This window comes from Gilvimarinus sp. DA14 (assembly GCF_024204685.1).
Taxonomy (GTDB): domain Bacteria; phylum Pseudomonadota; class Gammaproteobacteria; order Pseudomonadales; family Cellvibrionaceae; genus Gilvimarinus.
Genome location: NZ_CP100350.1, coordinates 3,210,931 through 3,235,054, shown reverse-complemented (window position 1 = coordinate 3,235,054; position 24,124 = coordinate 3,210,931). Strand labels below are relative to the sequence as shown.

The following is a 24,124-nucleotide window of genomic DNA, read 5'->3' as shown; positions in this document are numbered from 1 at the left end:
CGAGGTGTAAGCGACACGCTCGCTTAAGGTATTCTTACCATTATTATGGGTTTGCGAATAGGCAACCCTTATTTATCATACAATATCAGCTTAAGGGCCACCGCACCAGCGCACCACCCTCGCCCCCTTAGGACTCAGACGTTCAGCGTTCAGTATTATCAGCCCCGACGCGCGCTTTACCGCTACGCGACTATTTCCGCCGCGAGTGCTTCTCCCAATTCTCTTGCCGCTTTTGCTCGCTCTTTTTTAGCAATATGTAAGTGGCACCACTGGCGCCGTGATGTTTTTGCGCGGAATGAAAGGCCAGCACATCGTCAAACTGTGGCAACCAGTTGGCGACGCAGCTTTTTAACAGGGCGGGATGTTCGCGGCCTTCACCTTTACCGTGGGTAATAAGGGCGCAGCGAATATCGTGGTTCATGCAGTCTTGCACAAACTGATAAAGCGAAGTGCGGGCTTGCTCGACGGTCATGCGGTGCAAGTCCAACCGGGCGTCGATGCTGTATTTGCCCAGGCGCAGGTTTTTATACACCCCGTGCTGCACACCATCGCGCTTAAACTCCAGAATATCCAGCGGCTTTACCGGGTCGATATGCTCGGCACTAAGAAAATTGGTGTCTTTGGCCGTGGTGGCAGTAGCGGCTTGACGGCGCTTAGCCAAAGTCTGGGTGCTGGGTTTGGTTTTTTCCAGGGCGACTTTTTTGTCGGCGCGTATGGGACGCACATCGCTCATTTCCTGCAGGAAAATGTCCTGGTCTTTGTCACTCATGGCTCTACATCTATACACTACATTTGACGATGTATTATGCCGGATTTTGGAACTAGCATCACGCCGGTTTTGGACTATGCTGTCAGAACCCGTGTAAACAACAATCAGAGCAAGGGAATACCATGAGTCACTTCTCTCAGGCGATGCTCACCTTACTCAGTGCCCTGCTGGCTTGCCTGGTTTGGACGGCTGCCGGTTTTGCCAGTGGCGATATCAGGCCCGTAACCCAACTTAACGTATTTTTCATGGTGTGCGATTTGGCTTTAACCGCCGCCAGCTTCTTATTACTCGCTATTTTCTGCTTTGCTCCCATAAAAAGATCCCTGGCGGTGGTGTTGGTATTAGCCAGCGCGCTGTTATTTCTGAGCAGCTGGCACGATCTGCTTCGCAACCTGTTGTTTACTATGCCGCCGCCAATGGAAAGCGCAATTAAAGTGTTAAGGCCCACAGGCCTGATACTGCTGGTATTAGGCGCCTACCGAATTATTAAAGCCTACCGGCTGAGTCGGTTGCTGTTGGGTAGCTACCGAAAAATTGAACACAGTTTGTCTACCCGCGACCAGACGACCCAACTGTTTAACCGGCGCTATTTTTACTCCAGCTGTTCTGAGCTGCTGAGCACCTGCCAGGCGAACGGCGAGACTTGCGCACTGATTACCTTCGCCATTACTGATTTACCGGAGATAAACACACGCTATAGCCTGCAACACGGCGATGCGGTGCTCAGCGAGCTAGGCCGCGTGCTACTGAACAATACTCGCGAGCAAGATATTGCCTGCCGCATCGGCGGGCGTAAATTGGCGCTGTTTGTACCTAATATGCAGGCCAGCGACGCCGAGCCGATTGCCAAACGCTTACAGAGCATGATGGCAACGGTGACGCTATCGCATCCGGAAGAAAAACAACTATCGGTTCGGGTTAAGTGGGACATTCAGCAGTCATCGGAAACAACGTCACTGGATGATTTGGTGAATGGTAACGAGGCGGCCCTGAGCAGAGCCGCCTGATTTTTAGTGATAGCGAAAAGGCTTAACGATTTTCTCGGTTATCGATTAAATCATCCACCACCGCAGGGTCCGCCAGGGTTGAAGTATCACCCAGAGTATCCAACTCATTAGCGGCAATTTTACGCAAAATACGCCGCATAATCTTACCCGATCGGGTTTTCGGTAAACCCGGTGCCCACTGAATAATATCCGGCTTGGCAATAGCGCCAATCTCTTGTACACACAGTGAAATTAGCTCTTTTTTCAGCTCATCACTGGGCTCCACACCGCTCATTGGCGTGACATAGGCGTAGATGCCCTGGCCCTTAATATCATGGGGGTAACCCACCACAGCCGCTTCGGCCACCTGTTCGTGCAGCACTAACGCGCTTTCAACCTCGGCGGTCCCCATACGGTGCCCAGAGACGTTCAGCACATCGTCGACACGGCCGGTAATCCAGAAGTAGCCATCTTGGTCGCGGCGCGCGCCGTCACCGGTAAAGTAATAGCCGGGGTAGGTTGAGTAGTACGTATCAATGCAGCGCTGGTGGTCGCCATACACTGTGCGAATCTGGCTGGGCCAGCTGGCCTTAATCGCCAGGCTGCCTTCGCCCGCGCCTTCAATTTCATTACCTTCGGCATCCAGCAGCACCGGCTGTACACCAAAAAATGGCTTGGTGCACGAGCCCGGCTTAAGGTCGGTAGCGCCCGGTAACGGGGTCATCATATGAGCGCCGGTTTCGGTCTGCCACCAGGTATCCATAATCGGGCAGCGCTCATCGCCCACAACTTTGTAGTACCACTCCCAGGCTTCGGGGTTGATGGGCTCGCCCACACTGCCCAGAATGCGCAAAGATTTGCGCGAAGTGCGTTTGACAAAATCATCGCCCGCGCCCATCAAGGCTCGTACGGCTGTTGGCGCGGTGTAAAAGCTGTTCACCCCGTGTTTGTCGACCACCTCCCAGCAGCGCGCCGCATCCGGATAGGTAGGCACGCCTTCAAACATTAAGCTGGTAGCGCCATTGGCCAGGGGGCCGTAAACAATATAGCTGTGGCCCGTAACCCAACCGACATCGGCGGTGCACCAGTAAACATCGCCCTCTTGCAGGTCAAACACATACTTGTGGGTCATCGCCGCCTGCAGCAAATAACCGCCGGTGGTATGCAACACGCCCTTGGGTTTACCGGTTGAGCCTGAGGTGTAGAGAATAAACAGCGGATCTTCCGAATCCATCCACTCGGGCTCGCACTCGGGGTTGGTCGCCTCTACGGCGTCGCGATACCAGACATCGCGCGACTCGTGCCACTCGATATCACCCGCCGTGCGTTTTACCACTAGGCAAGTATGCACCCCGGGACATGCAGCCAGCGCTTTATCAGTGTTGGCTTTGAGGGGAATTTTGCGGCCGCCGCGTACACCTTCATCGGCGGTAATCACCACTTGGCAGTCGGCATCTTGAATGCGATCTTTCAGCGCGTCGGGCGAGAAACCACCAAACACGACCGAGTGCACCGCGCCAATACGGGCGCAGGCCAGCATGGCGTAGCAGGCCTCGGGAATCATGGGCATATACAGACAAACCCGATCACCTTTTTTAACACCGCGATCGCGCAGCACATTCGCCAAGCGGCAAACTTCTTCGTGTAATTCGCGGTAAGTAATCAGCTGATCTTCAGACGGGTCGTCACCTTCCCAGATAATCGCAGTTTGGTCGCCGCGCGCTTCAAGGTGACGGTCGATACAGTTAACACTGACATTCAGCTTACCGCCTACAAACCAGGCCACTTCACCTTTTTTCAGGTCACTTTCACTGACGGTATGCCACTTTTCTTTCCAATCTAAAAAGGTCTCGGCCTGGGCGGCCCAGAAGGCGTCGGGTGATTCTACCGACTGACGGTAGAGGCTTTGATAGGTCTCGGCATCGATAGCGGCGCTCTGTTTGATTGCCTCGGGTACCGGGTAAATGTGCTGCTCGGTCATACATAATCTCCGCGCTGATTTGTCTGTTATTGTGCCGCCCGCCGTCGGCGGGGCTGGGCCGATATTATGAACTGACCAAGCTTAACAGCGGATTACCGTCAGCGCCAGAGACAACGTTGTCAAAACACACAGAATTGCAAAACTTAAAACTCACTCAAACACTCCGGCGCACGGCGCCATTATTCAGCACAATTGCTACGCAACTTGCCCGATTTGCGCCACCGCCCTGCCCTTTTGCGACGGTTAAATAGCTCCTGTAGACACAGAAAACATCCACTTTTTAGCGCAACAACAGGAGCAACACCATGAAAAAAGCACTACTTGCCAGCGCCATCATTGCCGCCAGCGCCACGCAAATGCCCAGCACCCAAGCCGCCAGCCTGGAAACCAAGCAAGCCGGGGTTGCCACAGCCGGAGTTATTACCGGCGCCTTAGTGGGTGGCCCGGTAGGCATGCTGGCGGCTTTTATCGGCACCATTTATGTGACTGAACAAATGGAAAATAACGAGGAGGCCAAGCAACTGGAGAAAGAATACCAACTCTCGCAAAGTCAGCTGCGTGATGTCACCGAACAGCTGCACCTAGCCCACTCCACCATCAACGATTTTGAAAGCATCACTCTGGATCAACTTGAACTGCAAGTGATGTTTAAAACGGGCGAGGACACCTTAAGCCCGCAAAACCAGCAAGCGCTGGACAGCCTGGCAAAATTTTTGGTGGATAACGCCGAGCTTAGCGTGCAGCTGGACGGCTACGCCGATCCGCGCGGTACCGATGAATACAACAACGTGCTGTCGCAATATCGCGCTCACTCGGTCAAAGATGCCTTGGTCGCGGCGGGCGTCGATGCCGCACGCATCAGCATCACCGCCCACGGCGCATCCTCTGGTCGCAGCAATGGGCGAGATTTAGAAACCTACGCCCTGGAGCGCCGGGTGGACATTCAAATTATCAACCAAAGCCAATCGCCGACGTTGGTTCACGCCCACTGACAACCGAACCTTTCTAGCTCACCCCCAACTTGGGCGGCCTGGCCGCCCCTTTTTTGGTAGATATTACAAACTCCTCAGCCCCCTTCTGTAGTTTTTGACTCACCTCGCCCGCGCGCCGCGCACTCACCGCAGGCTCAGAGTAAAAAAAGCGCTTGGCACAGCGCTTGCTAAATGCCGATGGATACGCCTAAAAATCACAACACGATAGCGCGATACAGGACTCCACCATGATCGGCACCCGCCTTGGTACGCAAACGTTTTGCCGTTGGCTTTTTATCACCTTACTGGCCGTTGCCGGCAGTGGCTGCGCCAGCCTTAACCAACCCGAACAAGACGTGGGCCGCCGCTACGTACCCCTAGAAACACCCGCCAGCGATGTTGAAGGCGGAGTTAAAGTAATCGATGCGCCCGAGGGCATTCCCGATGTGGAACCGACAGTGGTGTCCTACACGGATTATAACGACCCCCTGGAAGGCTTTAACCGCGCCATGTTTGCCTTTAACGATGTCGCCTATCGCTATGCGCTGATCCCGCTGGCCAGTGGCTACGTCAAAGTGGTGCCACTACCCGTACGCAACAGCGTGACCAATCTGTTTTACAACATCAAAACGCCTATTTATTTAGTGAATAACCTGTTGCAGCTTGAAGGCACACTCGCCTGTCGCAACCTGGCGCGCTTTTTAATTAACTCCACATTAGGGCTCGCCGGGCTATTTGACCCGGCGGCCGATTGGTTTGGCCTGGAACGCGCCGAAGCCCACTTCGACGATACCCTGATGAAATACGGCGCGGGCTACGGTGTATATTTGGTGTTGCCATTTTTTGGCCCATCGGATTTACGCGATGGCACCTCGGCTATTACCGACTACCTGCTTAACCCGATCACCTACTTGATGGACAACCCGGAAAAATTCGGCGTAAAAGCCTTCGATTACTTGCAAGATTATGCCAGCGATGCCGAACGCTACGAGGCGCTAAGAGAAAAGAGCGACGACCCTTATATTCTGTTTCGCAACCTGTATCTGCAAAGCATTATGCGCGATGAAGACTACCAGGGTTTAAGTGAACAAAACGAGGCAGCCGATGGACCATAAAATTGCCGCGGCGGTTCGCCATCACAAAGCCATACTGCTGGTATTTATCGCGCTTACCTTGACCCTGGCCTGGCAGGCCAGCAAGTTCACCATCGATGCTTCGGCCGATACCCTGTTAACCAAGGACAACCAGCTGTACCTGAAAACCCGGGTAACCGACTCACGCTTTGCGCCGCAGGAATTTCTACTGGTGGCCTATGAGCCCAAAAACCACGATGTACTATCGCAACAAAGCTTTGACGATATAGCCGCGCTGAGCGCAGAGTTTGCAAGCATAGAGCGAGTCGAATCGGTGCGCTCTATTTTAAATGTACCGTTAATCGGTTTGGCCGACGGCGGCCTAAGTGCCGGTGCGGCCGACCAGTGGACCATCGAGAACAAAAACTTTTCGCCCGCCCAGCTTAAAGAAACCTTCGCTGACCACCCAATCTTTGAAGACTTGGTGATAAACCGCGAACAAACCGCCACCGCTATCCAGTTGCTGTTTAAGGCCGACCCACAACTTTCCGAAATTGAGGCTGAAATCACCAAGCTGCAAGAGAAAATGCTGCAGGGGGAGCTTACCGATAGCGAAACCCAGAGGCTGGCCAATTTACAAACCAGAGCCGAGCCCATAGAGAAACGTTTAACGGCAACCCGCAACCGCGAGATTGACCGGATTCGGGAAATCATCAAACCCTACGAAAAGTCAGCCAATCTTTATATCGGCGGAGCCCACGCCCTCGGGTATCAGCTGATTAATATCGTGAAAAACGATCTGGTGGTGTTTGGCAGCGCCATCGCGATTATCATCTGCCTGCTATTGCTGGCTCTGTTTCGCCGGTTGCGCTGGGTCGCACTCACCGCCACCTGTTGCGTCAGCAGTGTAGTGATGACCTTAGGGTTATTTGGTGCCCTAGGGTTTAAAGCCACGGTTATTTCAGCCAACTTTGTCGCTTTGCAGCTTATTTTAACCTTGGCAATTGTGGTGCACTTGATTGTGCAATACCGCGAAACCTGCGAAAAACACCGCGAGTGGACGCAAAAGCAGCTTCTTAGCGAAGCGCTGCGGAAAAAGTTTAAACCTTGTCTTTACGCCGGCATTACAACCTCGGTGGGCTTCGCCTCATTACTGCTTACCGACATTCAGCCAGTGATCGCTTTTGGTTGGATGATGATGATTGCCATGCTGGTGTCCATTACCACCAGTTTGCTGCTATTCCCGGCGTTACTGTCGTTTTTAAAACGCGAGGAAAAGCCAACACCCCATAAATTCGCCAAACTTTTACTCAACGGTTTTTACCGCTTGGCAAACCAGCACGGCAAGCTGGTAGTGTTAATCAGTGTTGTCCTACTGGGTGCAAGCGCTGCCGGGTTGTTCCGCCTGAGCGTCGAAAACAGTTTTATTAATTATTTTAAAGAGTCCACCCAGGTTCACCGGGAACTCAGCTTTATTGATAAACAATTTGGCGGCACCACCGCGCTGGATATTACTTACTCACCGGCGAAGCCCGAAAACACCGACCTGGACTTTACCGCGCAGCAGCTGCAAAGATTGCAGCTTATCCAAGCCGCGCTAACGGACTACCAAGCCAGCGGCGATACGCTCTCGGTGGTTAACTTTACCGAGCTTGCCAAACAGATTAACGACGGCAAACCGCTAACGGAGTATGAGATTAACGCCGTTTACTGGACCTTGGACAAAGACCTGCGCGAGAGCCTTTTGGGCTCATACTACAACCAGGACGAGCACCAGTTTCGCGTCAGCACCCGGGTACAGGACACAACTGAAGGGCTAAATCGCAGCGACTACATCGAGCAAATTAGAGCGGATATGCGGGCGTTAGAGATACCGGAGGGTGAGTATCAAATGACGGGCCTGTTTATGCTGTACCAAAATATTCTGCAAAAGCTTTTCCGCTCGCAGATACTCTCTTTAGGCTTGGTCTATGTCGTCTTAACCTTGGCGTTCTGGGTGATCTTTCGCTCTTTGCGCCTGGCATTGATCGGCATCGTGCCAAACATACTCACCACCATCGCCGTACTGGGCACCATGGGCTGGTTGGGTATTGCGCTGGACTTAATGACCATGACCATCGCCTCCATCGCCATGGGGATAGCCGTGGACGACACCATTCACTATATGCACCGCTACCGTGAAGAGACCTCACACACGGACGCCCTGTACCGAACCCATCACAGCGTGGGCTATGCCCTGTTGTACACCACTTTGATTATCGTGATCGGGTTTTCGATGCTGCTGTTTTCGGATTTTGTGCCCAGCATTCAGTTTGGCTTACTCTCGGGCCTGGCCATGAGCGTTGCGCTGCTGGCCGATTTAACCTTGCTGCCTGTTTTGCTGAAAAAGTTTTTACCCGGCAAGGCAGAGGCTGTCGAGAATGAATCAGGACTTGCATATTAACCCGGCAACTATGATTGTCGGGTTAATAACGTCGCCGAAGGCGAGCGAGAGCCCTGTAAAATCAAGGAATTTCGCAAATTCCGCCGATTTTACAGGGCGACAATTAAGAGGCTCAGGACGAGCCTCTTAATTGCCAGATTAATAGGTGAAAGCGCCAGGCTGGAAACCAATTTTATTCCCACCCAGGCGCAGTAGTTTTAAGCAACTCTCAGGTTGTTATCTGTCAGGCTGCTATCTGTCAGGTTCCAATCACACCGCCATCATCCTTGGTGACCACCACGGTGGTGGAGCGCGGCCGGGTCACGCCATCGCTGGCCGGGTAACTTAACCCGGGATGCTGCACGTTAAACCACAGGGTTTTGCCATCGGGCGTGCCGGTTAAGCCGGTAATTTCGGCCCCTACGGGTCCGGTCATAAAGCGCTTCACTTCGCGGGTCACCGGGTCGGCGCACAGCAGCTGATTGGTGCCCTGCCCGGCGTATTCAGGCTCCAGCTCGTCGTAGTCGGTGGCAATCCACAGGCGGCCGTCGCCGTCAAACCACAAGCCATCGGGGCAGGAAAAGCGATCCCCCTCAAGCGCGGCAAACTCGCCGGGTTTAGGCTGGGTCTGCAGCACGGGACCGGCGAGAAGAAACAGCTCCCAGTGAAACTTTTCAGCGGCCGGGTTTTGATCGAACTCGCGCCAGCGCAGAATCTGCCCATGGTCGTTGTCGGCGCGCGGGTTAGCCGCGTTCAACGGCTGGTCGGGGTCGACCCCGCGTTTGTAGTTGTTGGTAAGGGTTACATAACCGTCGGTAGTTTGCGGATGCACCGCGACCCACTCGGGCCGATCCATGGGGGTTGCCCCCACGACATCGGCAGCGCCGCGCAGATTAATCAGCACATCGGCTTGGGTGGCAAAACCGTTCTCGGGGGTCAGACCATTTTCGCCCTGCACCAGAGCGCGCCATTCGCCGGTGCCGTCCGCATGATAAACAGCCACATAGGCGGTGCCTTTATCCAGCAAGTCTCGATTTGCAGCGGGCGCATCGGCGCGAAACTTACCCTCGGGAACAAATTTATACACATACTCGCCGCGAGTATCGTCGCCGGAATAAAACGCCATGGTGCCATCGTCAGCCAACACACAGGTGCAGCCCTCGCGCACCAAACGGCCAAGGGCTGTGCGTTTAACCGGACGGGATTCAGGGTCGAACGGGTCAAACTCCACCACCCAACCGAAGCGATTGGGCTCGTTCACATAACCGCCGTGCTTTTGCCCCGCTTTAGGTGTGGCATCAAAGCGCTCGTCGGCCGACTCCCAGTAATTGTAGTAGCTGTTGGCTCCTGCGGATATGCCATAGCGCTTGTGGGCCGGACGACTATTCCAGTCCTGCTCGTCGCGGTTAACGAAATAATTTTTCCAGTTTTCTTCGCAAATTAAATAGGTGCCCCAGGGGGTAACACCCATTGAGCAATTATTTAACGTACCTAACACACGGCGCCCGGTATCATCCTGCAGGGTTTTCATTGCAGCATTACCGGCAGCCGGACCGCTGATATCCATTACCGTATTGGCAGTCAAACGGCGGTTGAAGCGCGAGGGGTAAACCTTTTGCCACTGCCCGGCGGCGTCCTTTTTAATTTCAATCACACTTACGCCGTGAGCGGCTTGCTCTTTGAGCACCTCTTCCATGGGGCGCTGCTTTTGCCCTTGCTCGTTTTCGCTTACGGTGGGGCCGTTGCTGTGCAAAGTGTCATTAATGTATTCGTGGTTTACCACCAGCAAGCCGTGCTCGTTGGGCGCATCGGGAAAGGGAAAAAAATGCATGCCGTCGTTGTTTTGCCCGGCTTGCAGCTCTTGCTCGGCGGCGGAGTTACTGGCATCAGAACGCCAATCAACCGCCCCGTTAACCACTTTATCGCCCCAGGAAAAAAACGGCCGTGCCGTGTAGCCATTGGGCACAGTCACAACGTCAACCTGATCGCCGAGCGCCACTGGCACAGGAGTAAAACCAATATCCGGACGCGGCGCATCGTTAAAAATGGACGAAGAGCTCTGGGTGGCACACCCCGATAATAAAAAAGGCCCGGCGCCGGGCGCCAGGCAAGCAGCCATGGAACCTGTCACGAAGCGACGTCGCGAACAGGCGAGCTCCCCAAGGGAAGTTCTTTGGGTGGGGTTAACCGCGATATCGTCAATATCGAAATCGCGCCCCTGTATGTTTTTCTCAGTCATTCAAATCCAACTCCCGGGCGATATCCGACCAAGGGACCAGTTTAAAGTTTTGCGGTTGCTCCGGCATAATATTGTGACCGTCCTGAGCCACAAATGCACCTTGCTCATAGCCTTTACCCAGGGACCGGTGGGTGACTTCCAGGCCATCGGTTTCAGAAATGGCATCCACCCCGGCACCATAGTTGGCACCCACCCGAAATTTTCCTAAACGCTTGTATGGCGCGCTGGACTCAAACACCACATAACTGTCATCGCCCTGGCTGGACACAATCAGGTAGCGACTATTGACTGCCGGGTAAAGGGCCATGCCTTCTACGTCCGCTACTAATACATCATCGGTAGCGGCAATCAAAGACAAAGCCTCGTCGCTGTCAGGCTTAGCCGACAGTGTATAAACACCCACGGCCTCTTCGCCCACAAACAGTCTTCCTGTAGCATCGTCAGCCACACAACCTTCGGGCTGAGTGTCAACCGCAAAGGTACGCGCAAGCGTTGCGGTTACCTTGCCCGCATTCGCACTCAGCAGGTACTGCTCGAAGGTGCCGCTTTTGCCGTTGGCAATGGCGTAGGTTTTAGCACCATCCTGATACATGCAAAAACCGTAAATTTCTTCAAGCCCGGTGGGCAACTCCGCCAGGTGCGTTGCCGTACCATTGTTGGCATCCACTCTATAAATGGATAAGGAATTATCATCGCGCTGGGTAGCGACGGCAATATCATCAACGCCATCGCCAAAATCAAAACCATAGCGAAGGTCGACATTATTCAGACGCCCCGTAGGCAGCATTTGCGCTTGAGAGCCGTCCAAGCGATAAACCCCCAGACCGTACTTTTTATCGGTGCCGTAAATTAAGCTTTGCTCGGGGCTAGTAGGGTGAACCCAAATTGCCGGATCATCCGCCGCGTCGCCAAAGCGGGCCACCGGTTCGGTCTGCACCTGGGGCTGCACAACTTTAACATCCGCAGCAGCGGAGGCTTCGGCGCTGGCAAAACTCAACAGCCCTTCATCCAGTGAAAAGCTTGTGCGAGCAAACTCACCACTGGCATCGTCGCGCACTTGCAGCTGTAACTCATTGGTTTTGGCATCGTGCCAGGCGCGCAACTGCTCAGGCTCGGCGATACCTGCCCACTGCCCCAGCTCGGTCGCACTCCAGCTATCGCCAGCTTTTTGATACAAGCGAACCTCTGCGCTATCTACAGTAACGGCTATGATATTGCCGCCTAGATAGGCGATTGCTTCAGTACCTTCGCCCAGCTCGCCGTAAGGGCTCGCCAAATCAACCACCTCGCGGCTGACAGGTTTTTCGGCATTGGATGAATAACGCCACAGACCCATTTCCTCTTCGGCGATAAACAAACCGCCGTTGCCATCAGCGGCGCAAGCGGTGGCATTGGGCGCGATTGGTAAGGTGCGCAGCTTAGCGGGCGTAAGGGTCTCACCTTCAGCGTAAACAACCCATTGCTCGGCGCTGCCGCGCTCATCCAGCATAAACAGAGAGACACTGCCGTCCGCCTCTGGCGCCAGGCATAGGCCTTCTACCAAAAATTCGGGTGAAGCCAGAGCGGCTAGAGGTTTTACTTTTTTACCATTCTCACTCAACTGATACAGCTTGGGCGTTGACTCTACCCCTTCAATCACTGCCAGTAAAAATCCATTTTTGATGGGTACTAAGTCAACTGCCTGCACAGCGTCGACAATAGTGTTACCTGCACCAGATTGCAGCTGGCTGCTTTCATTTAGCGTTAACCAAAAGGCAGTTTTACCCTGGCTGATGGCGGGTATGGATTCAATTTTGGCATTGCCCTGATCACTGTTGGGCGCTGCACATGCACCGAGACTGGCACACAGCGCAATAGTTGCCGATAAATGCTTTAACGTCATATCACTTTATCCCGTAAGCGGCGCATCGCGCCGCTGTGAGTTTTTGTTATTGGTGTTTTAGAAATTGGTAATTGTTAAACCCAGCTTGAAGGTTAAACCGTAGCTCTCATACTGCGCATTGTAAGAGGAATCGTTTACATAGGCGTAGTAGGGCTCGTCGGTTAAGTTCAGCGCTTCAAAATAAAGCTGCATGCCTTCGCTCAGGTAATAGCGGGCCGAAAAATCCAATTGGGTTTGTTCATCCACATAGATATCTTCTGCCGCATCGGTGACGTCTTGCACTTCCAACAAATACTCTGATTTGTAATTGGCGGCGAGGCGCATATTAAAGCTCGAGGCCTCGTAGCCAATGCTCAGGTTACCGGTGGTATCCGACTGACTGGGTAATTTGCTGTCGCGGCTCAACCAGCCACCTTCGTCTTCATCGTAGTAGCTCAAGCTTGCTTCAGAATCTGAGAAAGTCGCGTTAGCTGACAGCAGTAAGCCACTGAATGCGCCGGGTAAAAAGTCCATCTGCTTAGAGAACGCCAGTTCGATACCTGATACTTCAGCGGCATCGCCATTGGCGAAGGTGATAGCCTCGTCGTAATCGCCGTATTGATCAGTGCCCGCCAAATCGGTCTGGTAGATAAAGTTTTCAATATCTTTGTAGTACACATAGGCCGAAACTACACCGGCCACACCCATGTAATGCTCAAAGCCAAAGTCAAAGTTTTCTGACTCCATGGGCTTTAGCAATGGGTTACCAAATTCGGCCTCTTCGTCATCGATAACAAAGTTGGGCGCTAACTGTTCAAAGTTAGGACGCACCAGCGAGTTGGTCCAGGAGCCGCGCAACTGAGTATTTTCACCGATAGCGTAGCGCGCGTGTACCGAGGGGAAAAAGTTGTCGTACTGGTTATCCACTTCAATTGGCGTAAACTCATCGCCATCGAAGCGAGTACCCTGGGAGTCGAACTCTGTGTCCTCGTAGCGCACACCGGCAATCAAACGCAAGTCGCTTAAATCGATACGCCCCATCAAGTAGGCAGCCGATACGGTTTCTTCCACGTCAAAGTCTTCAATGGTGGAATCTTCGTCGGAGTAAAATTCGCTTTCATCCAACCCGGTCAGTGAAGCGGCAACGGCATCGGTGTTGATGCCAGGACCAAAATCGCCCAATGTGTAATCCGGGGCGCCGGCGGCGTAACCGCTCATCAACAGCTCGTCATCGCTAAAGCCGTTTTCGTCCAGGTCCTCAAACACCCAAATTTCAACGTCATTGTCTTTTTCACGATTGCGGTACTTACCACCAAACTTTAACTGCGCTGAGTGCTTGGCAATAAAGAAATCGCGGGTAAAGTCCAGCTGAAAAGATTGCTCGGTATCGTCGGTACCGGAAGACGCTTTTTCCACTTCGTCCATTTCATAGCTATCGGCGGAAAAGAAAGCGTCGGGCACGCTTAAGTAAGGCTGGCGAGTGTCGGTGAAAGAAACATTTTCAAACGCATCGCTACCGGCAAACACGGCGCCGCTTACATGTTGCGGCTCGTCTTCGCTGGACTCGGATACCGCCGCGCGATAGTCAATGGTCCAGCTGTCAATACGAGTGGTACCACCCAGAGAGGTAGAAAGAATCTCTTGCGTTTCTTCACGATCTTTTAGCTCGCGCGCCACTTCGGCCACACCAGCAGCCCCCGGCAGAACACCCTCTTCAAATTCAAAAATATTGGCTTGGCGAATTTCCGAGTCGGTGTATTTACTGTACAGGTTGCGCCAGTAAAGCTCGGTGTTTTCACTCAGTTTATAGTCAAAGTTTAAGGTAGCGCCTGAGCGCTCGCGGGTAATCAGGTAGTCGCGCTGCTCGACTTCTTCTAACAGTGCGCCGTCATCGTCAAAATCCCAACCGCCGCCGGTTTCAACATTGTCCGAACCGAATTCACGGTCATACCAGCTGATACCACCGGCAATGCCAAGGTTATTGGTGCCACTGCCAATGCTGAACTGATCAGAGGCCGTCAGCGCCAGCTTGGGACTGGTGCTTTCAGTCAACTCGTTATAGCTGCCCTCGGCAGTAAAAGAGTAGAACATGTCGTCGCGATCAAACGCCGACAGGCTTTGAATATCAATGCTGCCGCCCAGCGAGTTGGCATCCATATCGGCCGTCAGAGTTTTGCTTACCACCAAGCCTTCAAGTAAATCAGAAGGGATGACATCCAAAGCCACCGCACGGCGACCGGAATCCGGCGAAGGCAGGTTTACACCGTTTACAGTGACCGAGTTGTAATCTGGCCCCAAGCCACGAATACGCACATAGCGGCCTTCACCCTGATCTCGCTCAATGGATAAACCAGGCAGACGCTGCAGCGCTTCCGACACATTGGTGTCGGGGAATTGGCCAATGGCATCCGCAGCCACGGCGCTGACTAAATTGTCGGATGAACGCTGCACGTTCAGCGCTTTATTCAAGCTACCCGCCTGGCCCATAACAATTACATATTCCTGCTCGGGGCGAGAGGGCTGAATTTTGAAATCGCTGACCAGCGTTTCGTTATCCACAACCTCGACCGTGCGCTGCATGGTTTGTACACCCAGGTAACTGACGCTCAAGGTGTAGGTGCCAGGCTCTATGCCCGAAAGGTTGTAGCGACCGTCGCGACCAGTAACGGCGCTCACGTTCAACTCTTCAATTTTTACCCGGCTACCCTGCAGGGGTACACCACTGATTTCGGTGGTTAACTGACCGCTGATCTGGCCATCGGCATAAGAATGCGCCGCACCCACCATAGCAATGGCAGCGGCAAGTAACTGGCGGCGCACTTTAGGCGCGCGGATTTTGGCAAGTGTATTCACAGAATCTCCCCCAAGAGGTCTAACAACAGTGCCAGCAATTGGCTGGCTTTTAGAAAGTGGAGCAGACAGTAAAAAGTGCGCGTGACAGTTCTGTGACAGCCTTGGGCAAACCGTTTCAATTTACCCCCGCGGTTACGGGTTTTGAGCTAATAAGCCCCCAAAAAACACGGCATTACGGGGCCTCGGCCCAACAACCGTGGTGAAAACGCCGTGCAAACAAAAACTCCCTGAGCCAATTTGCCCCCGCCCTATGTCACACAACTGTTACATAAGGCTGATAGTTACAGGGGCGTTTATTGTTAATTTCGGACACCCCATGATTCGCTTGCACAAATGGAAACTGCTGGCCATAGCTCTGGCCACCAACCTGACGATATTACTCACCCTTGCCGTGGGTGAGATTAAGCTATGGCAAGAGATTGACTGGCTCGACATTGTGGGCGAATCGGGTGTTTGTCTACTCACAGCCTTATGGCTGGCTTTTACCCTTAACAGCCGCCCCAAGGGCTCCGTAACCAGCCTACTGGCACTCGGGCTAGGGTTAATTTTTATCGGCTCGTTCCAGGATTTGATGGACGAGGTGGTCGCCATTCCCGACGCCTCGCCCTGGCGTGGCAGCATTGAATCCGTGCTTATGCCAATCGGCCTGATTGTGCTGACCCTGGCGCTCTATCACTGGCACAAAGAGCAATTAGTGTTCAGCCAGGAACGTCGCCGCAAAGAGCAAAATATGCGCGACTACCGCCTGCAAGATCAGTTAACCGGATTAGGTGATGCACGCTTTCTGAACCAGCAACTCGAAGAACAAATGCAACACTGCCGCGAGCTGCAACAACCGCTGACATTGGTGTTGTTGGATTTGGATCAGTTCGATGTCATCAACCGGCGCTTTGGTCACGCCGAAGGCGACCGCCTGTTAAAAGAACTAACCGAAGTTCTGCTGTTAAACTTGCGGCGCTGCGATTTATTGTGTCGCTACGCCGGCGATCGCTTTGCGGTGGTGCTGCCGGGGGCGGGGGAACAGCTGGCAACCCAATTGTGTGCTCAGCTGCAAGATGCCGTCAGCCACTTCGCCTACAAAACTGCGCAAGGTGAAAGCGTTTACCACAGCGCCAGTGCCGGCTGCGCCACAGACTCAGGCCATAGCGCGCAGGCACTCATTGAGCAGGCCACGCAACGGCTGTTAGCGGCGAAAGATAAACGCGCGCCGAGGGCTGCTTAGTGTCCTGGTACGAAAATGACACAGCGGTAATCGCCGCCCACGAGTTTCCCGCGGTGCTGATCGATTTGGCCTGCAGTCGCGGGCTAGACCCGGACCGCCTGTTGCGCGGCACCGGCATTTTTATGGACGACTTTCTCTCCGGCAATCTCCACATTAAACCCAGCCAAGGCTTCGCGTTAATTCGCAATGTTCGCCAGCAACTGCCCGGCAAAGACGCGGCCTTTCTCGCCGGCCATCGCCTGTTTCCGGGCAACTTCGGTCCCGCCGGCACCGCCCTGACCCAGGCGCCACATTTACTGGACGCCCTGCAAACCTTGGAAACCTACAGCGCGCGCCTGAGCCCCCTACTGCACCCCCGGCTATCACTGGATGCCGAGTTTCTTTATCTATACTGGCACGACAGCTGCGAAGTGAACGAACACAGCGGCTTTTTAACCGACATGATGATGACCGCCGTGACCGCCCTGGGCCGCCAGCTGCATCAAAAGACCTTGCCGTGGGATTATTTTTTACCGGGCGAGCTCAGCAACCTCGAGCACTACCAAGTTAACTGGGGTTGCCGTGTGCGCGGGCGCCAGCACATCAGCGCCATGAGATTGCCCCGCACCTGGGCCACTGCAGCCAGCGCCGTGGGCACCAATAGCGCCGTCATTATTGCCAAACGCCAGTGTCAGGCGCAGTATGCAGACGCCCCGAACGCCGGGTTTATTGCCCATATTGACGGGCTGATTCGCGCCGGCATTCCGGGGCACGTCAGCCTTGAATCAGTTGCCGAGACACTGCAAATCAGCCCCGCCACGTTAAAGCGCAAGCTTAAAAAACACCGCACCCACTTTCAGCAACGCTACGACAGTGTGCGCAAAGAATTAGCCATTGAGTGGCTTACCCGGCAGCGACTGGATATCGAGGATATCGCGGCACGCCTGCACTTTCACGACAGCCGCAACCTGCGCCGCGCCTTTAAACGCTGGACCGGCGTACTCCCCAGCGCCCTGAGCGCCTCGCTCTAAGTTCGCCGCCAATTTACGCACAGCGCACACAGCAAACGGCCTTTAACCGCCGCTTAAAATTGACTATTCTTTAAAGTCAGTCTGAAGTTATCCACATAGTGCGGACTCGTCTAAGAGCGTATAATGCCGCCACTCACTTACCCCGCAGCGCCCGAGGAGACTATGGCCAAAATCCGCTGGGGTGTGCTCAGCACCGCCAAAATTGCCCGCGAACACGTTATTCCCGCCATGCAAAGCTCGTCGCTCGGCGAGGTCGTCGCTGTTGCGTCGCGCCGCGAGGAGCAAGCACAAAGTTTTGCCGCAAAGCTCGGTATTGAACGCGCTCACGGCAGCTACGAAGCACTGCTAGCCGACCCAAATGTAGACGCCATCTACAACCCTTTGCCTAATCACCTACATGTGCCCTGGTCTGTCAAGGCCATGGCCGCCGGCAAACACGTGCTGGTGGAAAAACCCCTGGGCATGGATACCGCCGACGCGCAAACACTGCTGGATGCCAGCAAAGACTACCCCGATGTAAAAGTCATGGAAGCGTTTATGTACCGCTTTCACCCCCAGTGGCAACAGGTGCGCGAATTGTGCGACAAAGTGATTGGCCCGGTGCGCAATATCCAGTGCGAGTTCTCCTACAACAACCGCGACGCCACTAATATTCGCAATAACGCCGATATGGGCGGCGGCGCGTTGATGGATATCGGCTGCTACGGGATTTCTCTGGCGCGTTTTATTTACAACGCCGAGCCCAAGCGCGTTTGCGGCCAAATGAATTTTATGGACTACGAAGTAGATGCCATCACCTCGGCGATAATGGAGTTCGACGCCGGCACCGCCAGCTTCAGCTGCTCGACCAAAACCGAGCCCGGCCAGTGGGCCAAGCTGTGTGGCGAAGCAGGATTTATTTATATCCCCCTGCCATTTAACCCCACCGCCGACATCGAAGCGCAAATTATTGTGCAGCAAAACGGCAACAGTGAAACCATTACCCTGGCCCCGGCCAACCAATACCGCGCCATGGCAGATCACTTTTGCGATGCCATACTGCACAACAAGCCGGTACCGACACCGCTGCGCGATGGGGTCAGCAATATGCAGGTGCTGGATAAGATTATTGCCAGTGCAAACGCTGGGCAATGGCTGGAGGTTTGACGGCGAACGGCGAACGGCGAACGGCGAACGGCGAACGGCGAACGGCGAACGGCGAACGGATTATTATTACAACAACGAACACACTTACAATCGTAACAACTGGGCCAAAAGCCCTTTATTAGTCGAGGCGGGGCAACCCTCTGCCGCAAAGGAGAAAGTCACACGTGAAAAAGATTGTTGTAGTCGGCGGCGGTGCCGGCGGGTTGGAGCTAGTTACCAAGCTCGGTAAAAAGCTGGGCCGCAAAGAAAAAGCACACATTACCCTGATTGATAAAAACACCACCCACGTCTGGAAACCACTGCTGCACGAAATTGCTGTGGGCACCATGGACGAAGGGGTAGACGCCGTCAGCTATCGCGCCCATGCGTTTGCCAATCACTTTCACTTTCGCATCGGCACCATGACCGACATCGACCGCACCAACCACCAGGTGGTGTTGGCCCCTATGTTCGATGAAGACGGCCAGGAGCTGCTGCCCGAAACCCGCATTGATTACGACATGCTAGTGCTGGCGATGGGCTCATCGTCCAATGACTTCAACACCCCCGGCGTTAAAGACCACTGTATTTTTCTCGACGGCCCGGGGCAAGCGCACCGGTTTCGCAATAAATTACTGGGTAAGTTTTTGCGCATTCAACGCGTTCCCGGGGTGCGCGACTCGGTCAATATCGCCATTGTGGGCGCCGGCGCTACCGGCGTAGAACTTTCCGCCGAACTGCATCACGCGGTACACAAGTTCCACACCTACGGTTTTGATGCCGTCGACAATGAACACCTTAACGTGACGTTGATTGAAGCGGGCGGGCGCATTCTGCCCGCCCTGCCCGAGCGCATCTCGGCCTCGGCCAGTCGCGAGCTGGCGAAGCTGGGGGTAAACATTAAATTGAACACCCGCATTACCGCCGCCCAGCAAGATGGCCTGGAAACCGGCGAGGGCGAGAAAATCGAAGCGGACTTAATGGTCTGGGCGGCGGGCGTAAAGGTGCCGGATGTATTAAAGAACATTGGCGGCATTGAGACCAATCGCATTAACCAGCTGCCGGTAAACGCCTATTTGCAAGTCAAAGGCGAGGCCAATATTTTCGCCATTGGCGATTGCGCCGAATTTGTCCAAACCGATGGCAATCGTGTGCCCCCACGCGCCCAGGCCGCCCACCAAATGGCGGATATCTGTTACCACAATATTCGCGCTCAGCTCGACGGCGGCAAGAAAAAAGTCTTTCAGTACAAGGATCACGGCTCGCTGGTGTCGCTTGCCAACTACTCCACCGTCGGTAGCTTGATGGGCAACCTCAGCCGCGGCACTTTATTTATTGAAGGCCGCCTGGCGCGCGTGGTGTACATCTCTTTGTACCGTATGCACCAGCTGGCGGTACACGGCTATATCAAAACCGGGCTGTTAATGTTATCGGGCAGTATCAACCGCTGGCTCAAGCCCAAGCTTAAACTGCATTAAAAGATTCGCCCCCGCATTCGGGGGCGCTTTAGTCACCACGCCTTGTGCTGCACCCATGTCGCCGGGTATATCGGCTTGACAGCCTACCCCCCTCTGCCTAGGATGCGCTCTGCCAAACCTACAGGACGTCTGCATGCTGCCCTTCCACAATGTTGTCGCCGATGACTTTCAAGAAGTTAACGAACTGATTATTCGCCAACTGCACTCGGATGTGGGGCTGGTAGAAAACATCGGCCACTATTTGATCGAAGCAGGCGGTAAGCGGCTGCGCCCGCTGATGGTTTTACTGGCCGCCCGCGCCCTGAATTATTCAGGCAAGCAGCATTTGGATTTAGCGGCGATTATCGAGTTTATTCACTCGGCCACGCTATTGCACGACGATGTTGTCGACACCTCTACCCTGCGCCGCGGCCGCCCCACCGCCAACGCCGAGTGGGGCAATGCCCCCAGTGTGCTGGTGGGCGACTTTCTCTATTCGCGCTCATTTCAAATGATGGTCGCCATCGGCGATATGGACGTAATGTCCATTTTATCCGATACCACCAATGTCATTGCCGAGGGCGAAGTTCAGCAGCTGATCAACGCCAAAGACCCGGATTTGTCCGAAGACGGTTATATCGAGGTCATCCACAAGAAAACCGCTGTATTGTTTGCAGCGGCTTGCGAGGTCGGTGCGGTAATAGCCGGCGCAGATCAAACAATCCGCCAGGCACTTAAAGAATACGGCCTGCAGGTGGGCATTGCCTTTCAGCTGGTAGACGATGCGCTGGATTACAAAGGCGACGCCGACACGCTGGGCAAAAATGTGGGCGACGATCTGGCCGAGGGCAAGCCCACCTTGCCGTTAATTTACGCCATGAGCCGGGCCGCCGATGCCGATCGCGAGCTGATTCGCGCGGCCATTAGCAATAGCGACGCCAGCAAACTGCAGCAAGTTGTGGCCATTGTCGAGGCCACAGGCGCTATGGACTACACCCTGCAAGCTGCCGAGCGCGCGGTTGAAGCCGCCCTGGCCAGCCTGAAATCTGTGCCCGAATCGCGCTACCGCCAGGCACTGGTGGAAATTGCCCAATTTTCCTTGGGCCGCAACCACTAACCCTCCAACCCCGCCGCCCCGGCGCGTTCACTACTGGACAAGTGCCGGGCAAAAGGTAGAATGTGCCCCTTTGCCGCCAGAGCCAGTGTACGCTCTGGCCGCCATGAATTTGATCCAGAGTTAAAACTATATGACTTCATTCGTCCAAAAGAGCTCGTACAATTTGGAAGAGTTGCTCGAGTGTGGCCACGGCCGTATGTTTGGCCCGGGCAATGCCCAGTTGCCGGTTCCCAATATGCTGATGCTCAATCGCATCGCGCATATCAGCGAAACCGGCGGCGAGTTCAACAAGGGCGAAATTGTCGCCGAGCTGGATATCAGCCCCGACCTGTGGTTCTTTGACTGCCACTTCCCTGGCGACCCGGTAATGCCCGGCTGCCTGGGGCTGGACGCTATGTGGCAGCTGGTGGGCTTCTTTTTAGCCTGGAAAGGCAACCCGGGTCGCGGTCGCGCCCTGGGCTGTGGCGAGGTAAAATTCACTGGCCAAATCCTGCCCACCGCGAAAAAGGTCAGTTATCACATTAACCTGAAGCGGGTGATCGAGCGCAAACTGATTATGGGTATTGCCGATGGTCGCGTATCCGTGGACGGCAAAGACATCTACTTTGCCAAGGATTTGCGGGTAGGCCTGTTTTCTAACACCGACTCCTTTTAATAATAACGGCAAACTTGCCTGACTAGGGCACTAAGCTCTCCCCCGCGGGTCGAAACAGCCCTGCCACAGAAATGCGGCAGGCTGTGCCATAATGGCACAGGTTAACTGCCGCCTGTGGCGGGCTGAGCAATACAAAGAGGTAGCCTATGAAACGCGTTGTAGTTACCGGTATGGGCATTGTCTCCTGCCTCGGTAATGATAAAGCCACTGTTCTCGACGCCTTGCGCGAGGGCAAATCCGGCATTACTTACAATTCCACCTATGAAGAAATGGGGTTCCGCTCTAAAGTCGCGGGCTCTGTGGATATCGACCTAAAAGAGCACATCGACCGCAAGGTGCTGCGCTTTATGGGCGATGCCGCAGGTTATGCCTACATCTCTATGGATCAGGCCATTCGCGATGCGGGCCTGAGCGAGGAGCAAGTTTCTAACGAGCGCACCGGGATTATCATGGGTTCTGGCGGCGCCTCGTCAGAAAATCTGGTAGAAGCCGCCGATGTGCTGCGCGAGCGCGGCCTCAAGCGTATTGGGCCCTATCGCGTCACACAAACCATGGGCAGCACCACCTCGGCCTGTCTGGCAACACCGTTTAAAATTAAAGGCGTTAACTACACCATCTCTTCAGCGTGCGCCACCAGTGCCCATTGCATTGGCAACGCCATGGAGCTGATTCAGCTGGGTAAGCAAGACGTTATGTTTGCCGGTGGCGGCGAAGAGGAACACTGGGCGCTGTCTTGCTTGTTCGACGCCATGGGCGCCCTGTCTACCAAATACAACGACACCCCAGACAAAGCCTCGCGCGCCTATGATTCGGCCCGTGACGGTTTTGTGATTGCCGGTGGCGGCGGCTGCCTGGTGCTGGAAGAGTTAGAACACGCCAAGGCTCGCGGCGCAAAAATATACGGCGAGCTGGTGGGCTACGGCGCCACCTCCGACGGCTACGACATGGTGGCCCCCTCGGGCGAAGGTGCCCAGCGTTGCATGCGTCAGGCCATGGCAACCGTAGACGGCGATATCGACTACATCAATTCCCACGGCACCAGCACCCCTGTGGGTGATCTGGCAGAGCTGAAAGCCATTCGCGCTACTTTCGACAAAGTACCCGCCATCAGCTCGACCAAATCACTCACCGGCCACTCGCTGGGCGCCACCGGGGTGCAAGAGGCGATTTACTCGCTGTTGATGATGGAGCACAACTTTATCTGCGCCTCCGCCAATATTGATGAGCTGGACGCCGAAGCCGATGGCATGAACATCGTGCGCAAGCGCCAGGACAATGTGCAGCTCAATCGCATTCTGTCCAACAGCTTTGGCTTTGGTGGCACCAACGCCTGTCTGGTATTCCAGCGCTACCTCGAGCAATAACGCTCGCCGGCGCTAACTGCGGCCAAGGACGGCCGCAGCCCCTCTTTTTATCTTTTAAATTTTTCTTTATCCCTGCTGGGTATGCAACCACTGCCGCACCATGGGCAACAGGTAAGTGCGCCAGGTGCGCGTTTGCACACCAAAATCGTTGCGCACCCGCAAACCGCTTAGCACCGCACTGACCGGCACCTCTACCGCTGGCTCGTCAATGCGCTCCCACACAGGCTCAGGGCCTTTATAGTCCTGCTGGCACAGCACCTCCCACAATTGCTCGGCAAACTCCACCTCACTGCAGGCATCCCCTGAGCAGTAGTGGTATACCCCCCAGCATTCGGCTCCGCTATTGATTTGCTTAATAATCGCCACCGTCACTCGGGCCAGATCAGACAAGGCGGTTGGGGCACCGCGCAACCGAGCGTTGAGTCGCCAGGGCTGGTTCTCCTGCAGGGCGCTCAACAGGCGTGTCAGTAGGTTATCGCCATAGCTGCCCACAATCCAACTGGCGCGCAACACCAGCGCCCTGGCATCAGCTTCCAGCACTTTCTGCTCGGCGAGATAAAAAGCACGCCCCAAATCGCTATTGGGTGTGGGCTCGTCTTTTTCAGAGTGTTTGCTTTTATTGTCATCGCCAAAAACGCGATAGCTGGACAATTGCAGCACCGGAATCTGCTGCTCGGCGCAAGCACTGGCAATATTTTCCGCAGCCTGGGGCAATAGGGCAATATTGGCCGACGCGGGGCTGTCGCCCCACCCCAGGTTATTCAACACAATGTTGGGCCGCTGGCGGGCGATATATTCGGCCACTGCATCGCGATCGCTCCAGTCCAGCTCGTTGCTGGGCGGTTGCAACAGGTTAAACGGCTCGCGTTCCAGCTCGTGCTCCAGGGCGACGCCGAGCGAGTGATGTGAATCGGCTAACAACAGTTTCAAAGCAATTTCTCATTGTTAAATGTGGCCTGCATTATCGCAGTAGCGACTGCACAAGGCTACCGGTGCGCCAGTGCTCAATTCGCCCGGCG

17 protein-coding genes are annotated in these 24,124 nt (G+C 54.6%); 11 read left to right on the top strand and 6 right to left on the bottom strand.

Going from position 1 to position 24,124, the window contains the following annotated elements:
- Positions 1–190 precede the first annotated feature (190 nt).
- Complete coding sequence (gene smrA, locus NHM04_RS14105) at positions 191–769, bottom strand: DNA endonuclease SmrA (RefSeq protein WP_254264405.1); 579 nt, start codon at positions 767–769, stop codon at positions 191–193.
- Between the two features lie 122 nt (positions 770–891).
- Between smrA and NHM04_RS14100 the strand changes: the two genes are divergently transcribed.
- Complete coding sequence (locus tag NHM04_RS14100; RefSeq protein WP_254264404.1) at positions 892–1,776, top strand: diguanylate cyclase; 885 nt, start codon at positions 892–894, stop codon at positions 1,774–1,776.
- Positions 1,777–1,798: 22 nt separating this feature from the next.
- Here NHM04_RS14100 and acs read toward each other — a convergent pair whose 3' ends face one another.
- A complete protein-coding gene (gene acs, locus NHM04_RS14095) occupies positions 1,799–3,736 on the bottom strand; it encodes an acetate--CoA ligase (protein ID WP_254264403.1) in 1,938 nt (645 codons plus the stop codon).
- 305 nt (positions 3,737–4,041) lie between these two features.
- On the opposite strand from acs, the gene NHM04_RS14090 reads away from it, so the two are divergent.
- The 3 genes from NHM04_RS14090 (at position 4,042) to NHM04_RS14080 (ending at position 8,223) form a co-directional block, all read left to right on the top strand.
- Positions 4,042–4,728, top strand: a complete 687-nt coding sequence (locus tag NHM04_RS14090; protein WP_254264402.1) for an OmpA family protein — start codon at positions 4,042–4,044, stop codon at positions 4,726–4,728.
- A gap of 227 nt (positions 4,729–4,955) precedes the next feature.
- Complete coding sequence (locus NHM04_RS14085; protein ID WP_254264401.1) at positions 4,956–5,822, top strand: VacJ family lipoprotein; 867 nt, start codon at positions 4,956–4,958, stop codon at positions 5,820–5,822.
- Complete coding sequence (locus NHM04_RS14080; protein ID WP_254264400.1) at positions 5,812–8,223, top strand: RND family transporter; 2,412 nt, start codon at positions 5,812–5,814, stop codon at positions 8,221–8,223. The genes NHM04_RS14085 and NHM04_RS14080 overlap by 11 nt, the downstream gene beginning before the upstream one ends.
- A gap of 238 nt (positions 8,224–8,461) precedes the next feature.
- Here the strand turns inward: NHM04_RS14080 and NHM04_RS14075 are convergent, their stop codons facing one another.
- From NHM04_RS14075 to NHM04_RS14065, 3 genes are read right to left on the bottom strand one after another with little or no spacing between them, the layout of a single operon-like run.
- Positions 8,462–10,441 carry a PhoX family phosphatase gene (locus tag NHM04_RS14075; RefSeq protein WP_254264399.1) on the bottom strand — a complete coding sequence of 660 codons (1,980 nt, stop codon included), beginning with the start codon at positions 10,439–10,441 and terminating at the stop codon, positions 8,462–8,464.
- Positions 10,434–12,323, bottom strand: a complete 1,890-nt coding sequence (locus tag NHM04_RS14070) for a phytase (RefSeq protein WP_254264398.1) — start codon at positions 12,321–12,323, stop codon at positions 10,434–10,436. Before NHM04_RS14070 ends, NHM04_RS14075 begins: the two co-directional genes overlap by 8 nt.
- Positions 12,324–12,380: 57 nt before the next feature.
- The gene (locus NHM04_RS14065; protein ID WP_254264397.1) at positions 12,381–15,155 is read right to left on the bottom strand and encodes a TonB-dependent receptor; all 2,775 of its coding nucleotides are present in this window, start codon (positions 15,153–15,155) and stop codon (positions 12,381–12,383) included.
- A gap of 316 nt (positions 15,156–15,471) precedes the next feature.
- Here NHM04_RS14065 and NHM04_RS14060 point away from each other — a divergent pair, with 316 nt between their 5' ends.
- The 7 genes from NHM04_RS14060 (at position 15,472) to fabB (ending at position 23,105) form a co-directional block, all read left to right on the top strand.
- The gene (locus tag NHM04_RS14060) at positions 15,472–16,377 is read left to right on the top strand and encodes a GGDEF domain-containing protein (RefSeq protein ID WP_254264396.1); all 906 of its coding nucleotides are present in this window, start codon (positions 15,472–15,474) and stop codon (positions 16,375–16,377) included.
- The gene (locus tag NHM04_RS14055; protein ID WP_254264395.1) at positions 16,377–17,387 is read left to right on the top strand and encodes an AraC family transcriptional regulator; all 1,011 of its coding nucleotides are present in this window, start codon (positions 16,377–16,379) and stop codon (positions 17,385–17,387) included. Before NHM04_RS14060 ends, NHM04_RS14055 begins: the two co-directional genes overlap by 1 nt.
- A 123-nt stretch (positions 17,388–17,510) precedes the next feature.
- The gene (locus NHM04_RS14050) at positions 17,511–18,533 is read left to right on the top strand and encodes a Gfo/Idh/MocA family protein (protein WP_254264394.1); all 1,023 of its coding nucleotides are present in this window, start codon (positions 17,511–17,513) and stop codon (positions 18,531–18,533) included.
- Positions 18,534–18,697: 164 nt separating this feature from the next.
- Positions 18,698–19,990: an NAD(P)/FAD-dependent oxidoreductase gene (locus NHM04_RS14045; RefSeq protein WP_254264393.1), complete on the top strand. Its 1,293-nt coding sequence runs from the start codon at positions 18,698–18,700 to the stop codon at positions 19,988–19,990.
- 133 nt (positions 19,991–20,123) lie between these two features.
- A complete protein-coding gene (locus NHM04_RS14040; protein ID WP_254264392.1) occupies positions 20,124–21,086 on the top strand; it encodes a polyprenyl synthetase family protein in 963 nt (320 codons plus the stop codon).
- A gap of 130 nt (positions 21,087–21,216) precedes the next feature.
- Complete coding sequence (gene fabA / locus NHM04_RS14035) at positions 21,217–21,741, top strand: 3-hydroxyacyl-[acyl-carrier-protein] dehydratase FabA (protein ID WP_254264391.1); 525 nt, start codon at positions 21,217–21,219, stop codon at positions 21,739–21,741.
- Positions 21,742–21,887: 146 nt separating this feature from the next.
- Complete coding sequence (fabB, locus tag NHM04_RS14030; protein ID WP_254264390.1) at positions 21,888–23,105, top strand: beta-ketoacyl-ACP synthase I; 1,218 nt, start codon at positions 21,888–21,890, stop codon at positions 23,103–23,105.
- Between the two features lie 66 nt (positions 23,106–23,171).
- On the opposite strand, the gene NHM04_RS14025 is transcribed toward fabB, so the two are convergent.
- Entirely contained in the window at positions 23,172–24,035 is an 864-nt protein-coding gene (locus tag NHM04_RS14025) for a sugar nucleotide-binding protein (RefSeq protein WP_254264389.1), read from the bottom strand.
- Positions 24,036–24,124 lie beyond the last annotated feature (89 nt).

Excerpts from the sequence above, each read along its gene's own strand:
- smrA (WP_254264405.1), bottom strand. The coding sequence starts at position 769 with ATGAGTGACAAAGACCAGGACATTTTCCTGCAGGAAATGAGCGATGTG.
- NHM04_RS14100 (WP_254264404.1), top strand. The coding sequence starts at position 892 with ATGAGTCACTTCTCTCAGGCGATGCTCACCTTACTCAGTGCCCTGCTG.
- acs (WP_254264403.1), bottom strand. The coding sequence starts at position 3,736 with ATGACCGAGCAGCACATTTACCCGGTACCCGAGGCAATCAAACAGAGC.
- NHM04_RS14090 (WP_254264402.1), top strand. The coding sequence starts at position 4,042 with ATGAAAAAAGCACTACTTGCCAGCGCCATCATTGCCGCCAGCGCCACG.
- NHM04_RS14085 (WP_254264401.1), top strand. The coding sequence starts at position 4,956 with ATGATCGGCACCCGCCTTGGTACGCAAACGTTTTGCCGTTGGCTTTTT.
- NHM04_RS14080 (WP_254264400.1), top strand. The coding sequence starts at position 5,812 with ATGGACCATAAAATTGCCGCGGCGGTTCGCCATCACAAAGCCATACTG.
- NHM04_RS14075 (WP_254264399.1), bottom strand. The coding sequence starts at position 10,441 with ATGACTGAGAAAAACATACAGGGGCGCGATTTCGATATTGACGATATC.
- NHM04_RS14070 (WP_254264398.1), bottom strand. The coding sequence starts at position 12,323 with ATGACGTTAAAGCATTTATCGGCAACTATTGCGCTGTGTGCCAGTCTC.
- NHM04_RS14060 (WP_254264396.1), top strand. The coding sequence starts at position 15,472 with ATGATTCGCTTGCACAAATGGAAACTGCTGGCCATAGCTCTGGCCACC.
- NHM04_RS14050 (WP_254264394.1), top strand. The coding sequence starts at position 17,511 with ATGCCGCCACTCACTTACCCCGCAGCGCCCGAGGAGACTATGGCCAAA.
- NHM04_RS14040 (WP_254264392.1), top strand. The coding sequence starts at position 20,124 with ATGCTGCCCTTCCACAATGTTGTCGCCGATGACTTTCAAGAAGTTAAC.
- fabA (WP_254264391.1), top strand. The coding sequence starts at position 21,217 with ATGACTTCATTCGTCCAAAAGAGCTCGTACAATTTGGAAGAGTTGCTC.
- fabB (WP_254264390.1), top strand. The coding sequence starts at position 21,888 with ATGAAACGCGTTGTAGTTACCGGTATGGGCATTGTCTCCTGCCTCGGT.